Annotated in this window: 12 protein-coding genes; 5 read left to right on the top strand and 7 right to left on the bottom strand. The window is 63.1% G+C overall.

Translation table 11 applies throughout. From position 1 onward, the window contains the following. Positions 1 to 76: 76 nt before the first annotated feature. From ftsH to folD, 5 genes are all read left to right on the top strand, one after another. Positions 77 to 1,990, top strand: a complete 1,914-nt coding sequence (gene ftsH, locus VXL81_RS03660) for an ATP-dependent zinc metalloprotease FtsH (protein WP_340544613.1) — start codon at positions 77 to 79, stop codon at positions 1,988 to 1,990. A 172-nt stretch (positions 1,991 to 2,162) separates the two neighbouring features. Then, positions 2,163 to 2,741 carry an MOSC domain-containing protein gene (locus VXL81_RS03655; protein WP_416552960.1) on the top strand — a complete coding sequence of 193 codons (579 nt, stop codon included), beginning with the start codon at positions 2,163 to 2,165 and terminating at the stop codon, positions 2,739 to 2,741. A 211-nt stretch (positions 2,742 to 2,952) separates the two neighbouring features. Then, positions 2,953 to 4,629 (top strand): formate--tetrahydrofolate ligase, encoded by a 1,677-nt coding sequence (locus tag VXL81_RS03650; RefSeq protein ID WP_340544615.1) that lies wholly within the window; start codon positions 2,953 to 2,955, stop codon positions 4,627 to 4,629. A 57-nt stretch (positions 4,630 to 4,686) separates the two neighbouring features. After that, on the top strand, positions 4,687 to 4,992 hold the full coding sequence (locus tag VXL81_RS03645; RefSeq protein WP_340544616.1) for a chorismate mutase: 306 nt from the start codon (positions 4,687 to 4,689) through the stop codon (positions 4,990 to 4,992). A 38-nt stretch (positions 4,993 to 5,030) separates the two neighbouring features. Continuing rightward, positions 5,031 to 5,933 carry a bifunctional methylenetetrahydrofolate dehydrogenase/methenyltetrahydrofolate cyclohydrolase FolD gene (folD, locus tag VXL81_RS03640; protein ID WP_416534698.1) on the top strand — a complete coding sequence of 301 codons (903 nt, stop codon included), beginning with the start codon at positions 5,031 to 5,033 and terminating at the stop codon, positions 5,931 to 5,933. Positions 5,934 to 6,053: 120 nt separating this feature from the next. On the opposite strand, the gene VXL81_RS03635 is transcribed toward folD, so the two are convergent. The 7 genes from VXL81_RS03635 to VXL81_RS03605 all read right to left on the bottom strand — a co-directional run bounded on the left by VXL81_RS03635 (position 6,054) and on the right by VXL81_RS03605 (position 13,308). Then, positions 6,054 to 6,464, bottom strand: coding sequence for a PaaI family thioesterase (locus VXL81_RS03635; protein WP_340544618.1), 411 nt, complete (start codon positions 6,462 to 6,464; stop codon positions 6,054 to 6,056). Positions 6,465 to 6,550: 86 nt separating this feature from the next. Next, positions 6,551 to 7,237, bottom strand: coding sequence for a ligase-associated DNA damage response endonuclease PdeM (gene pdeM, locus VXL81_RS03630; RefSeq protein ID WP_340544620.1), 687 nt, complete (start codon positions 7,235 to 7,237; stop codon positions 6,551 to 6,553). 53 nt (positions 7,238 to 7,290) lie between these two features. Then, positions 7,291 to 9,726 carry a ligase-associated DNA damage response DEXH box helicase gene (locus tag VXL81_RS03625; RefSeq protein WP_416552958.1) on the bottom strand — a complete coding sequence of 812 codons (2,436 nt, stop codon included), beginning with the start codon at positions 9,724 to 9,726 and terminating at the stop codon, positions 7,291 to 7,293. A gap of 75 nt (positions 9,727 to 9,801) precedes the next feature. Then, positions 9,802 to 11,109, bottom strand: a complete 1,308-nt coding sequence (locus tag VXL81_RS03620; RefSeq protein WP_340544623.1) for an ATPase — start codon at positions 11,107 to 11,109, stop codon at positions 9,802 to 9,804. 182 nt (positions 11,110 to 11,291) lie between these two features. Next, positions 11,292 to 11,798 (bottom strand): A24 family peptidase, encoded by a 507-nt coding sequence (locus tag VXL81_RS03615; protein WP_416552956.1) that lies wholly within the window; start codon positions 11,796 to 11,798, stop codon positions 11,292 to 11,294. An 18-nt stretch (positions 11,799 to 11,816) separates the two neighbouring features. Then, on the bottom strand, positions 11,817 to 12,665 hold the full coding sequence (locus VXL81_RS03610; protein WP_340544625.1) for a tetratricopeptide repeat protein: 849 nt from the start codon (positions 12,663 to 12,665) through the stop codon (positions 11,817 to 11,819). A 40-nt stretch (positions 12,666 to 12,705) separates the two neighbouring features. After that, on the bottom strand, positions 12,706 to 13,308 hold the full coding sequence (locus tag VXL81_RS03605) for a tetratricopeptide repeat protein (RefSeq protein WP_416534695.1): 603 nt from the start codon (positions 13,306 to 13,308) through the stop codon (positions 12,706 to 12,708).

The raw sequence follows: 13,308 nt of genomic DNA, 5'->3' as shown, positions 1-13,308 counted from the left end.
CCTCACTGAAGTATCCCTATTTTAGAGGCAACGAAGGCGGCCTGCCAGGTGCGCCTCGCATTTTGGGAGACTTTCCTTGGGCAACGTACGCAATATCGCCTTTTGGGTTGTTCTGTTTGTGCTCGTCTTGGCGCTGTTCAACTTGTTCAGTGGTTCGGGCAGCACGATGCAGAGCCGAGAGAAGACTTTTTCTGATTTTGTCAGCGCGGTTGAAAACGGCAATGTCAGCACCGTGACGCTGGATGGTGAACAGGTTCGCTATACCACGTCGGACGGGCAGAATTTCATGACCATCAAACCCGGCGATGCCGAGGTGACCGCCCTGTTGATCGACAACAACATTCCGGTCCGCGCCGAGAAGCAGCAGCAGTCCGGGTTCCAGTCGTTCCTGCTGACCCTGCTGCCCTTCCTGCTGCTGATCGGTGTCTGGATCTATTTCATGAACCGGATGCAGGGCGGCGGCAAAGGCGGCGCCATGGGCTTTGGCAAGTCGAAGGCGAAGATGCTGACCGAGAAGCATGGCCGCGTCACCTTTGACGACGTGGCTGGCATCGACGAGGCCAAGGAAGAGCTGGAAGAGATCGTCGAATTCCTGCGCAACCCGCAGAAATTCTCGCGCCTCGGCGGCAAGATCCCCAAAGGCGCCCTGCTGGTGGGCCCTCCGGGTACCGGTAAGACGCTGCTGGCGCGTGCGATTGCAGGCGAGGCGGGCGTGCCGTTCTTCACCATCTCCGGTTCCGACTTTGTCGAGATGTTTGTCGGTGTCGGTGCCTCCCGTGTGCGCGACATGTTCGAACAGGCCAAGAAAAACGCGCCCTGTATCGTGTTCATCGACGAAATCGACGCCGTCGGTCGCCATCGTGGCGCCGGCTATGGCGGCGGCAATGATGAGCGTGAACAGACGCTGAACCAGCTCTTGGTGGAGATGGACGGTTTTGAGGCCAATGAAGGCGTCATCATTCTGGCCGCCACCAACCGCAAGGACGTGCTGGACCCGGCGCTGCTGCGTCCGGGCCGTTTTGACCGGAACGTGACCGTCGGCAACCCCGACATCAAGGGCCGCGAAAAGATCCTGGGCGTTCATGCCCGCAAGACGCCGCTTGGCCCTGACGTTGATCTGCGCATCATCGCGCGTGGTACGCCGGGGTTCTCCGGTGCGGATCTGGCCAACCTCGTCAATGAGGCCGCATTGATGGCCGCCCGTGTTGGCCGCCGTTTTGTCACCATGGAAGATTTCGAATCGGCCAAGGACAAGGTGATGATGGGGGCTGAGCGCCGCTCGATGGTGCTGACCCAGGATCAGAAGGAAAAGACCGCCTACCACGAGGCCGGTCACGCGGTTGTCGGCATGGCGCTGCCGCTGTGCGATCCGGTCTATAAGGCGACGATCATTCCGCGCGGCGGTGCGCTGGGTATGGTTGTGTCGCTGCCGGAAATGGACCGTCTGAATTATCACCGTGACGAATGTCAGCAGAAGCTGGCGATGACCATGGCGGGCAAGGCGGCGGAAGTCATCAAATACGGCGAAGATCATGTCTCCAACGGTCCGGCCGGCGACATCCAGCAGGCCAGCCAGCTGGCGCGTGCCATGGTGCTGCGCTGGGGCATGTCGGACAAGGTCGGCAATATCGACTATGCCGAAGCGCACGAAGGCTATTCCGGCAATACGGCGGGCTTCTCGGTCTCGGCCAACACCAAGGAGCTGATCGAGGATGAGGTGAAGCGCTTTATCCAGCAGGGCTATGAACAGGCGTTGCAGATCCTCAAGGACAAGAACGAGGAATGGGAACGTCTGGCGCAGGGGCTGCTGGAATTTGAAACCCTCACCGGTGACGAGATCAAACGCGTTATGAATGGCGAGCCGCCGCAGGCAGGCGAGGACGAGGATGATGACACCGATACCGGTAGCGCCTCGGTCACCGCGATCCCCAAGGCCAAGCCGAAGAAGCCTGCGTCGGATGATGGCATGGCACCGGAACCGTCGTCCTGACGGCGGGGCGCTGAACGCCGTGTAATATCAGACCCGGTCACCCTGAGGGTGGCCGGGTTTTTTGATGTCTGAACTGCGCGCGAAAAGCCCAGCGGCGGGGCTGGCCAGAACCGGATGCCGCCCCTATGGTGGCGGAAATTCCTGAATGAAATGAGCCTGATGGAGATGCCCCATGCCAGTGATGCGCGAAACGGAGTTTCACGGACAAGTGACCTGGATCGGCTATGTTCCGGCTGCCACCGGTGGGCTGCGGTCCGAGCCGCGGGACGCGCTGACGCTGGGGTTTGACGGCATCGAAGGCGAGCGCCACGCGGGCGCCTTGCGCGCCTCCTGTGTGCGGGTGCGCAATCTGCATCCCGAGGGCACGGAAATCCGCAACCTGCGCCAGATCAGCATCCTGTCGGAGGAAGAGCTGGCGCTGATCGCCGCCGATATGGGGATGGAGCGGATTGATCCCGTCCACCTTGGAGCGACGCTGGTGGTGCGCGGGATTCCCGACCTTAGCCATCTGCCACCCTCCAGTCGCTTGCAGGGGCCGGATGGGGTGACGCTGACGGTCGATCTTGAGAACCGGCCCTGCATTTTCCCGGCCAAGGAGATCGAGAAGGACCACGCGGGCTTTGGTCCGAAGTTCAAGCCGGCAGCCACCGGCAGACGCGGTGTGGTGGCCTGGGTCGAGCGGCCCGGCGTGCTGAGGCAGGGCGAAAGCCTGCGCCTGTTTGTGCCGGACCAGCCTTCCTGGGCACCCTGAGTCGGGGCATGTCTGCGCCGCTGGTTGCCGATAGGCGTTGACGCGGCACGATTGGCAATCTTTGGATGCCCTAGGGGGAGCGAACGCCGTTTCAATGCCTGATCATGTCGGAAATCACGCGCATGGAATGTCGCAGAAGGGCTAAGTCTTGCGGGAAACCGGCACGGCTGTGCCCATGTAACTCGCGACATCACAATTCAGGAAACCGGCCATGAGCTACAAGAGTGACATCGAAATCGCCCGCGAGGCGCAGAAGCGTCCGATCCAGGAAATTGGCGCCAAGATCGGCATCTCCAGCGATGATCTGCTGCCCTACGGCCACGACAAGGCCAAGGTGAGCCAGGATTTCATCAATTCGGTTCAGGGCAAGGAAGACGGCAAGCTGATCCTGGTGACCGCGATCAACCCGACGCCTGCGGGCGAAGGCAAGACCACCACTACCGTTGGTCTGGGTGACGGTCTGAACCGCATCGGCAAGAACGCGATGATCTGTATCCGCGAGGCCTCGCTGGGCCCGAACTTCGGTATGAAGGGCGGCGCCGCAGGTGGCGGTTACGCGCAGGTTGTTCCGATGGAGGAGATGAACCTCCACTTCACCGGTGACTTCCACGCCATCACCTCGGCCCACTCGCTGCTGTCGGCGATGATCGACAATCACATCTACTGGGGCAATGAGTGCGATATCGACATCCGCCGTGTTGCATGGCGTCGTGTGGTCGACATGAACGACCGCGCCCTGCGCCAGATCACCGCCTCCCTTGGTGGCGTCTCCAACGGCTTCCCGCGCGAAACCGGTTTTGACATCACTGTGGCCTCCGAAGTCATGGCGATCCTCTGCCTCGCCAACGACCTGAAGGACCTGGAAAAGCGTCTGGGCGACATCATCGTGGCCTACCGCCGCGACAAGACCCCGGTTTACTGCCGCGACATCAAGGCAGAAGGCGCGATGACTGTTCTCTTGAAGGACGCGATGCAGCCGAACCTGGTGCAGACCCTGGAAAACAACCCGGCGTTTGTCCACGGTGGTCCCTTCGCGAATATCGCCCACGGCTGTAACTCCGTGATCGCAACCAAGACCGCGCTGAAAGTGGCTGACTATGTTGTCACCGAAGCAGGCTTTGGTGCGGATCTTGGCGCTGAGAAGTTCATGAACATCAAATGCCGCAAGGCAGGCATCGCACCCTCGGCTGTGGTGCTGGTTGCGACCGTGCGCGCGATGAAGATGAACGGTGGCGTGGCCAAGGCTGACCTCGGCGCGGAAAACGTCGAAGCGGTCAACAAGGGCTGTGCCAACCTCGGCCGTCATATCGAGAACGTCAAATCCTTTGGCGTGCCGGTGGTGGTTGCGATCAACCACTTTGTCACCGACACCGAGACCGAAGTGCAGGCGGTCAAGGATTACTGCGCCACCCATGGCGTCGAAGCGGTGCTGTCGCGCCACTGGGAGCTGGGCTCCGAAGGCTCCGCCGATCTGGCCCATAAAGTGGTTGAGCTGGCCGACTCCGGCAAAGCCAACTTCTCGCCGATCTACCCCGACGAGATGCCGCTGTTCGAGAAGATCGAAACCATCGCCAAGCGCATCTACCGCGCCGACGAGGTGCTGGCAGATCAGAAGATCCGCAACCAGCTGAAGGAATGGGAAGCGGCTGGCTATGGCAACCTGCCGGTCTGCATGGCGAAAACGCAGTATTCCTTCTCCACCGATCCGAACCTGCGCGGCGCGCCGACCGGCCATTCGGTTCCCGTGCGCGAAGTTCGCCTGTCGGCGGGGGCCGGTTTCATCGTCGTGGTCTGCGGCGAGATCATGACCATGCCGGGTCTGCCCCGCAAACCGGCATCGGAAACGATCCGCCTGAATGACGCAGGCCAGATCGAAGGCTTGTTCTAAGGCCTGAAATAGGCAATCTGCGGCCCGAGGATCCCCTCGGGCCGCAGGAGTTTAAAGATGAGCGAACGACACCCGCCGCAGGACTGTGCCGACATGCCGGCGCTGCGGCAGCAGATCGACAGGCTGGACCGGGAGCTGATTGCCCTGTTGGCCGAGCGGGCGGGCTATATCGACCGTGCGATCGAGCTGAAGGCGGCCAATAACTGGCCCGCGCGCATACCGGCCCGTGTCGAAGAAGTGGTCGGGAATGCCCGGATGACGGCCAGCACGGCAGGGCTTGATCCCGATCTGGTCGAGCGCCTGTGGCGCCAGCTTGTGGAATGGTCGATTGCCCGCGAGGCACAGATCATTCGCGAGGAGTAACGCGGCCCGGAGCGGCGCGCAGCAAGAGGACAGAAGCAATGGCAGCGAATATCATCGACGGCAAGGCCTTTGCCGCCACCGTACGCGAGAAGGTGGCAGGCCACGTGGCCCGGTTGAAGGAAGAGCATGACATCACCCCCGGTCTGGCGGTGGTTCTGGTGGGTGAAGATCCGGCAAGCCAGGTCTATGTGCGCTCCAAGGGCAAGCAGACCGTTGAAGCGGGCATGAACTCCTTTGAGCACAAGCTGGAGGCCGACACCTCCGAAGAGGACCTGCTGGCGGTGGTCGATCAGCTGAACAAGGATCCCTCGGTGCATGGCATCCTCGTGCAGCTGCCGCTGCCGGGTCATTTGAACGAAGACCTGATCATCAACTCCATCGCGCCAGAAAAGGACGTGGACGGGTTCCACATTTCCAACGTGGGCCTGCTGGGCACTGGTCAGAAAAGCATGGTGCCCTGCACGCCGCTTGGCTGTCTGATGATGCTGCGCGACTATCATGGCTCGCTGTCGGGCATGGACGCGGTTGTCATTGGCCGCTCCAATATCGTTGGCAAGCCGATGGCGCAGCTGTTGCTGGGCGACAGCTGCACCGTGACCATCGCACATAGCCGCACCAAGGATCTGCCGGATGTTGTCCGCCGCGCCGATATTGTTGTCGCTGCTGTGGGTCGTCCTGAAATGGTGCCTGGCGACTGGATTAAGGAAGGCGCCACCGTCATCGACGTGGGCATCAACCGGATCGACGCACCGGAAAAAGGCGAGGGCAAGACCCGTCTGGTGGGCGATGTGCATTTTGAGAGTGCGGCCGCGCGCGCCGGCGCAATCACCCCGGTGCCCGGTGGCGTCGGCCCGATGACCATCGCCTGCCTGCTGGCCAATACCGTGACCGCCTGTTGCCGCGCCAATGGTCTGGCGGAGCCGGAAGGGCTGACCGCCTGATCAGAACCGACCTGCCATCTGCGGATGGCTGAGATCTGCTGCTCCCGTCGGATGCCTCCGGCGGGAGTATTTTTTGGAAAAGTGACAGGTGGGTAAAACCCGCGGATCAGGGCGCGCGGATCAGGCCGCGACTGGCACCATGGTGCCCTGCAACAGGGCGATCAGTTTTTCCTCCTCTCCGGTGATGGCGTGGACCTCGGCGGTGACAATGATCAGACGGCGGCCGGGTTTGATGACCTGGCCCGTGGCGCGCAGCATATCGCCTGCACCCGGTGCGAGAAGATTGATCTTCATCTCGGCGGTCATCACCTCGCTGTCCTCGGGCATCAGGGTCAGAGCGGCATAGCCTGCGGCACTGTCTCCGATGGCAAAGCTGAGCGCCGCATGGGCGACGCCGTGCTGCTGGCGGCTGCCCGGCAGGATGGGCGCGGAGATGGTGACGGTGCCGGTGCCGACGCTGGCAACCTCGGCACCCAATGTCTGCATCATGCTCTGTCTGGCAAAGCTGTCGCGGATGCGCTGTTCGATCATGGCTGTCCCTTTCGCATGTGCAGCCAGCATAGACCGCGCGTGCTGCGATGGGGAGGTGACGCTGCGCGCAGATCCGCCGCGGCGGGTCAGCGTGGCATCGGGCAGGGCAGCGGACGCGGGCCGGTGAGGATGGCGAGGGCCCGCGGCGCCATGAGATCCGAGAGCGCCGGGTTGGTGGTGCAGAGACCGCCGGTATAGGTGCCAAAGGCGGGCAGGATCAGGCGCTGGTGATCGGCAAGAAACGCAGGCCGGGCGCTGCCGCGCAGACGCGCCTTTGGGTGGTAGTGGCCGGATATCTCGGCGGCAGCTTCGCCCGGGGTCTCAGCGCCGGTGTGGCTCTTGAAGGTGGGGTCGGCGATGTGACGAAACAGCAGCGGGCCGAGGGTCAGGCTGTCACAGGCGTCGCCCGCCAGCCCGCTGGGGGCAGGGTCGTGATTGCCGGTGATCCAGATCCAGCGATGAGCCGCGATCAGCTGGTCGAGACGGGTTTGGTCGGCATCTGACAAGGCGGCTGCCGCCGCGTCATCGTCGAAGCTGTCGCCGAGGCAGATGACCGTTTCGGGACGGGTCTGGTCAAGCACCGCGGCAAGACGCTGAAGGGTATCGCGGGTTTCATAGGGGGGCAGGGCCGGGCCGCCGCGCCGGAGCTGGCGTTCGGATTTGCCCAGATGCAGGTCGGAGACACAGAGCAGCCCCTGCGCCTGCCACCAGAGCGCACCAGCACCAAGCGCGGTGAGGCGCTGGCCTGCGAGGGAGAGATCATAGCCGGTCATGGCTGCTCTGATCGCCGGTTTTGCGGGACGGTGCAAGATGGCAGATTCAGCCGTCAGGGTGACGGCGCGCCGGGCGGAGCCAGCTCTGCCAGCCCGGCGCTGCGCATCAGCTCTTCGGTTTCGCGTTGCAGCAGCTTTTCCTGGGCGGCACCTTTCACCGGGACCTTGCCTGCCTCCAGCAGCAGCGGCGCGGCCAGCGGTGAGATCTGCGACAGCCGGTTGAGGGTGATGTTTCCCTTGATGCGGCTGAGCAGTTCCTCGATGCGGCCGAAATCCACCAGCCCGCCAAGCGCCTCCTGCCGGGTGATGTCCAAGAGCAGGTGATCGGGATCATATTTACGGAGCGTGTCGTAGAGGATGTCGGAGGAGAATGTCGCCTGTCGTCCGTTCTTGCGCTGGCCGGGGGTGTTGCGTTCGATCAGCCCCGCGATGGTGGCCACCGCGCGGAAGCTGCGTTTCATCACCGCATTGCCCGCGAGCCAGCCGTCCAGACCCGCGCGCAGCTCGGCAGGATCGAACAGCGGGGCGGGGTCGTCAACCGGGCTGAGCCCCCAGATCAGCGTGGCATAATCGGTGGCGACAAAGCCAAGCGGATCGAGCGACAGCTCTTCCATCCGTTTGGTCAGCAACAGACCGAGGGTCTGCATCGCATTGCGCCCGGCAAACCCGTAGATGCAGAGGTGTTCGCGGCCCCGGAAGGGAAAGCTTTCGAGCAGCAGCTGGCCCCGGCGGGGCATCTGTGAGACCTCGCGCTGTAGCGCCAGCCAGTCGGCGGTGTGCGGTGGCAGATCGGGCCAGCTGTCGCGTTGCAGGATATCGAGGATGCGGGTGCTGAGCTGGGTCGAGGTGGCAAATTTGGTGCCGGAGAAGACCGCGACCTTCGGTTTCCGGCTGGCATTGCGGCTGACCTCGACCGTCATTTCGCGCAGCGATTCATACCGCACGATCTGGCCGCCGATGAGGAAGGTGTCGCCCGGGGTGAGGGTGGCGGCAAAGCTCTCTTCGACCTCGCCAAGCGGTTTGCCGCCGCGGCTGCGTTTGAGCCGGACCTTCAGGAGGTCGGCGTCCTGAATGGTGCCAATGTTCATGCGGATGCGGCGGGCGGCGCGGGGGTCGCGCAGCTGCCACATCCCGTCGGGACGTTGCAGCAGCCGTTGCCACTGGTCATAGACCCGGAGGGCGTAACCGCCGGTGGCACAGAAATCGAGGCAGGCGTCGAATTCAGCCCGGCTGAGGCTGGCATAGGCGCCGGCTCCCGTGACCTCGGCATAAAGGTCATCGGCGGCGAAGGGACCGGCGCAGGCGCGGATCAGGATGTGCTGACAGAGCACGTCGCGGGGGCCGGGTGTGCGCGGGCTGCCGTCCAGCGTGCCTGCCTCCACCGCCTCAAGGGCGGCACGGCATTCCACCACCTCAAACCGGTTGGCCGGCACCAGAAGCGCCTTGGAGGGGGCATTGTAGCGGTGGTTGGCGCGGCCGATGCGCTGGACCAGCCGTTTCACGTTCTTCGGCGCGCCGATCTGGATCACCAGATCGACGTCCCCCCAGTCGATGCCCAGATCAAGCGAGCCGGTACAGACCACTGCGCGCAGCTCTCCGCGCACCATCGCTGCCTCGACCCGGTCCCGCTGCACCCGGTCGAGTGAGCCATGGTGAATGCCGATCGGCAGCGCGTCATCATTGGCAAGCCAGAGGTTGTGAAAGAAGATCTCTGCCTGGGCGCGGGTATTGTGGAAGATCAGCGTGGTGTTATGCGCCTTGATCTGCTCCAGCACGGCGGGGATGGCATGGGCAGCGCCGCCCCCGGACCAGGGCGGGGCTGCATCCGTGTGCAGCATCTGGATATCGGCGGCGGGGCCGGGATCGGCCAGTACGATATCGCAGGGATCCGGGTGGCGGGCCAGATACTGCGCGATGGCGGCGGGATCATCGACGGTGGCCGAAAGGCCGACGCGGCGCATGTCCGGACAGATCGCCTGAAGCCGGGTCAGGGCGAGCATCAGCTGGTCGCCGCGCTTGCTCTCGGCGAGGGCGTGGATCTCGTCCAATACCACCCGTTTCAGTCCCGCAAACATCCGCGGCGCGTCCTCATAGGAGGTGAGCAGGGCGAGGCTTTCAGGTGTGGTGAGCAGGATATGCGGCGGGTCGGCGCGCTGGCTGCGCTTGCGGGAGGCGGGCGTGTCACCGGTGCGGTCGTCGATGCGGATGGGCAGGCCCATCTCCTCGACCGGGGTGCGCAGGTTGCGTTTGATATCCGCCGCCAGCGCCTTCAGCGGCGAGACGTAGAGCGTGTGCAGCCCGCGGTGTTCGCCGGTAGCAAGATCGGCAAGAGTGGGTAGGAAACCCGCCATCGTCTTGCCGCCGCCGGTTGGGGCGATCAGCAGCGTTGCCGGATCATCCGCGCGCGCCAGCATCTCCTGCTGGTGCGGGTGAATGGTCCAGCCACGGTCGTGGAACCAGGCGGTGATGACATCGGGAAGACTGCTCATCCGACTTATCTAGGCGCGGTGGCAGAACTTTTCTAAACGTTCTGGCCAAAGTTTATCAAAAAACTTTGGGGTGGCTCATTTGACGATGTGTTCGTCCTTGACGAACATATTGGCCCAGGCGCGGTCGATGAGGTCGGGAGACATCTGATAGGGGATGCCTTCGAAATCGCAGATCGCCTTCATCTGGTCGATCAGGAACACCGGCTGGTAGTTGGCGTAGATATTGTCGATGGTCGGATATTTGCGTTTCAGAAGATGCACCAGCGCCGCCTCGTCCAGGGGCACGCCTTTCTTCTGGGCAACCATGGCAAAGATCTTGAGGAAGTTTTCCTGATTTGGCCCGTCGATCTTGATCTTGAAAAAGATCCGCCGCAGCGCCGCCTGATCGAAGATCTCATTGGGGTGGAAGTTGGTGGAGAAGATCACCAGCGTGTCAAAGGGCACCTCGAATTTCTCGCCCGATTGCAGGGAGAGGATATCGCGGCCCTCTTCCAGCGGCACGATCCAGCGGTTGACCAGCGCCTGCGGTGATTCCGCCTGGCGGCCCAGGTCATCGACGATGAAGATGCCGCCGGTGGATTTCAGCTGCAGCGGCGCCTGATAGGTGCGCGCGGTTGGGTTGTAGACCAGATCCAGCATCGACAGGGACAGCTCGCCCCCGGTCACCACCGTGGGCCGTTCGCAGCAGACATAGCGGCTGTCAAAGCGGCGGGCGCGGCGCAGGCTGTTGGGGTCGTCCTCGGGCAGCGGCACGGCGGTATGAACGATGGGATCATAGACCGTGATCACCTGACCGGCATATTCAATCGCGCGCGGCACGTAGACGTGATCCCCCAGCGCGTCGCGGATGCCGTTGGAGATGGAGGATTTCCCGTTGCCGGGCGGGCCATACATCAGGATCGAGCGGCCGGCGCTGACAGCGGGGCCGAGGTGGTCGAGCAGGCTGTCGGGCAGGACCAGATGGCCCATTGCACCGAGCAGTTGCTGGCGGGTGACCAGAATATTGCGGATTGACTGGCGTTTGACCTGTTCGCGGTAGATGTGCAGCGGCACCGGCATGGCGCCGTAATATTCCGACTGGCTGAGCGCATCCAGCGCGCGGGCTTTGCCCGCCTCGGTCAGCTGATAGCCCATTTCATTGCCGCTGTTGGCGTTGAGCGTACCGGTTGCCTCCAGCAGCTTCTGTTCGCGGGCGATATCGACCAGTTCCTGCGTCACCGGGATCGGCAGGCAGATGGCGGCGGCGATTTCGCTGACGTTTTCGCAGGTCTTGCGGAAAATGGTCTTGAGCAGGATATCCCGCATCATCACCATCGGGAGCTGCATCTGCTCCAGCCCGCGCGGGGTAGGGGGTGCCACTACGGCGGATGTCTGCATGTTCATGCTGCGGCCTGCCTGTCTCGATTGCTCAATGTTGCGCCCGGTGGCGCCTGACTGTTCAGACAAGAGTTTATTCAGCACTGTGGCACAAGCGGGGCAAAGCTGGTGCATTTCCGCGAAGGGGCCGACCACATGCGGGGCATTTTAGGAAATTGTCAGTCGGGGGCGATCTGGACCGGGATGCCTCAGACCGGGGCGCTCTGACCCAGCTGGGTGCCCAGCACCAGATAAAACACCAGCGTGCCACCAAGGCAGAGGCCCATTGGAAACTTGCTGCCGACCTCCCAGCTCTTCCAATGCGGGGCAAGACGGCGCAGGGGGGTGTATTTCGCGATACGATGGGTGAGGAACCCGGCCAGCAGCATGGCCGAGAAGATCATCACCACCACCGAGAGATCGCCAAAGACCACAAAGGGCGCGGCGGCACCGGCGAATTTGGCGTCCCCTGCGCCGACCATGCCCGCGCTGTAGCACAGGAAGCCAAGGCCGATGCCGATGGGCAGATGCAGCAACTGCCAGCCATAGTCCGTCCAGCTCATCAGGAAGGGGCCAACAATGACAAAAATTGCGCCGAGAAGATCCACGGTCCAGTTCGGGATCCTCATATGGCGCAGGTCATTGAGCGCGACCACACAGCAGAGCGGCACCACAAAGGGCAGGAACCACAGGGCGACATGGGCCGAGATCAACATGGGGTGGGGGCTCCGGTCTTAGCCGTTTTCCAGCGCAGCAAGTGCGCGCGCCGCCGCGTCGAAATGCTGCGGATGGGTCGAGATCGCCTGCCGCAGCAGGCTTTCGCCGGTCTGCACGTCGCCCTGTTTTACAGCCGATAGCGCCAGCGTGTGCAGCAGCTGGGCGCGTTCGACCTGATCCATCGGGATCACCGGCAGCGTGTAGTTGCGCTGCGCGCCACGGGCCAGCACCAGATTGTTCTTGGCGGTGAACAGCGACTGATCCTGGCGGATGGCATCGCCGAACAGGCGCTCGGCCTCGGCGTAATCGCCACGGGTCAGTTTCGAATAGCCCCAGTTGTTCATCACGCGGGCGGGCTGTGTCGTGAGGCCGACGGCGGTCTGGTAAAAGCTGTCGGAGCGTTTCCAGTCCTGTTCCGAGTCGGCGACCATCGCCTCCAGCCGGTAGCGTTTGTAGGTCTCATGGGTGGGCGGCACCTTGTCGAGAGTGGCCTTGGCCTCGTCCCAGTTGCTGGTGCGGATCAGCGCGTCTGCCAGTTCGATACGGTCCTCATCGGTGGCCTCGGGCAGCGAGACGACTTTTTTCCAGGCGGCGACCGCTTCGGTGTTGCGCTTGGCGCGGATCAGCGAGATAGCCAGCCCGCGGTTGAGGTCGATCCGGTCGGGTGCGGATTTGACGGTGCGCTGAAAATAGGTGACGGCTTCGTTCGGATCGGCAACCGTCAGCATCACATCGTTGAGATTGCTCTCGTCGACCACATTCACCTCCTGAAAGGCGCGGTCCACGGCTTCGGTGTCGTCCTTGGCGCAGGCCGACAGGACAAGCCCACCGACCAGACATGCGGATACGAAAATCTGCTGGCGCATTTTTTGCGTCCTCTGTGCTGCTCTGCCTCTAGGCCTTGCGTCACTGGGACGTGCGAATCAGGTAGCTGCCCCCTCCGCGTTGCACCAGTGCATAGCCTTTTTGTTGCGGATCACTATGCGTGTTCTGATCAAGTTTTGCGAGGGCAAGGCGGAAATTTTCACGGATTGCGTCACTTTCGCCATTATCAAGGGCAAAGGCGCGGCGCAGGGTCTGTTCGGCCTCCGGGTATTTCTGCCGCTCCATCAGCACCACGCCGAGATTGTTCATCGCCGCAGGCCAGTTGGGATCCTTTGCGACCGCGCGGCGCAGCTGGGTTTCGGCCTGACCCAGACGGCCCAGCCCCAGATTTGCGGTCCCGAGGCCAGAGAGCACCTCGGCGCTGAGACCCTCTTCCAATGCGGCGCGGGTAAAGGCATCCAGCGCCAGCTCATACTCGGCGGCGGCCATCAGACGGTGCCCGACAATAAGCCCGCTTTCGGCGGTGCCACGGGGATCAACGCCGGGCAGGGCGGGCGCGCCAAGGGGATCCTTTGGATCCGGTTTTCCGCCCGGCGACATGCAAGCCGCCACCAACGCAAGCGCGAGGGTGGCGGGGATCAGTCGATAGAGACGGGAGGGGATGGCCCAACCCAATGTCATCAT

Source organism: Phaeobacter sp. JH204B (assembly GCF_048055755.1).
Taxonomy (GTDB): Bacteria; Pseudomonadota; Alphaproteobacteria; order Rhodobacterales; family Rhodobacteraceae; genus Phaeobacter; species Phaeobacter bryozoorum.
This window is presented reverse-complemented; position numbering and strand designations above follow the sequence as displayed.

What these genes read in the sequence shown, in the direction of transcription:
- VXL81_RS03635 (WP_340544618.1), bottom strand. Translation starts at nt 6,464, where the DNA reads ATGATCGAACAGCGCATCCGCGACAGCTTTGCCAGACAGAGCATGATG.
- VXL81_RS03620 (WP_340544623.1), bottom strand. Translation starts at nt 11,109, where the DNA reads ATGAACATGCAGACATCCGCCGTAGTGGCACCCCCTACCCCGCGCGGG.
- VXL81_RS03610 (WP_340544625.1), bottom strand. Translation starts at nt 12,665, where the DNA reads ATGCGCCAGCAGATTTTCGTATCCGCATGTCTGGTCGGTGGGCTTGTC.
- VXL81_RS03655 (WP_416552960.1), top strand. Translation starts at nt 2,163, where the DNA reads ATGCCAGTGATGCGCGAAACGGAGTTTCACGGACAAGTGACCTGGATC.
- VXL81_RS03645 (WP_340544616.1), top strand. Translation starts at nt 4,687, where the DNA reads ATGAGCGAACGACACCCGCCGCAGGACTGTGCCGACATGCCGGCGCTG.
- VXL81_RS03650 (WP_340544615.1), top strand. Translation starts at nt 2,953, where the DNA reads ATGAGCTACAAGAGTGACATCGAAATCGCCCGCGAGGCGCAGAAGCGT.
- pdeM (WP_340544620.1), bottom strand. Translation starts at nt 7,237, where the DNA reads ATGACCGGCTATGATCTCTCCCTCGCAGGCCAGCGCCTCACCGCGCTT.
- VXL81_RS03605 (WP_416534695.1), bottom strand. Translation starts at nt 13,308, where the DNA reads ATGATGACATTGGGTTGGGCCATCCCCTCCCGTCTCTATCGACTGATC.
- VXL81_RS03615 (WP_416552956.1), bottom strand. Translation starts at nt 11,798, where the DNA reads ATGTTGATCTCGGCCCATGTCGCCCTGTGGTTCCTGCCCTTTGTGGTG.
- folD (WP_416534698.1), top strand. Translation starts at nt 5,031, where the DNA reads ATGGCAGCGAATATCATCGACGGCAAGGCCTTTGCCGCCACCGTACGC.
- VXL81_RS03625 (WP_416552958.1), bottom strand. Translation starts at nt 9,726, where the DNA reads ATGAGCAGTCTTCCCGATGTCATCACCGCCTGGTTCCACGACCGTGGC.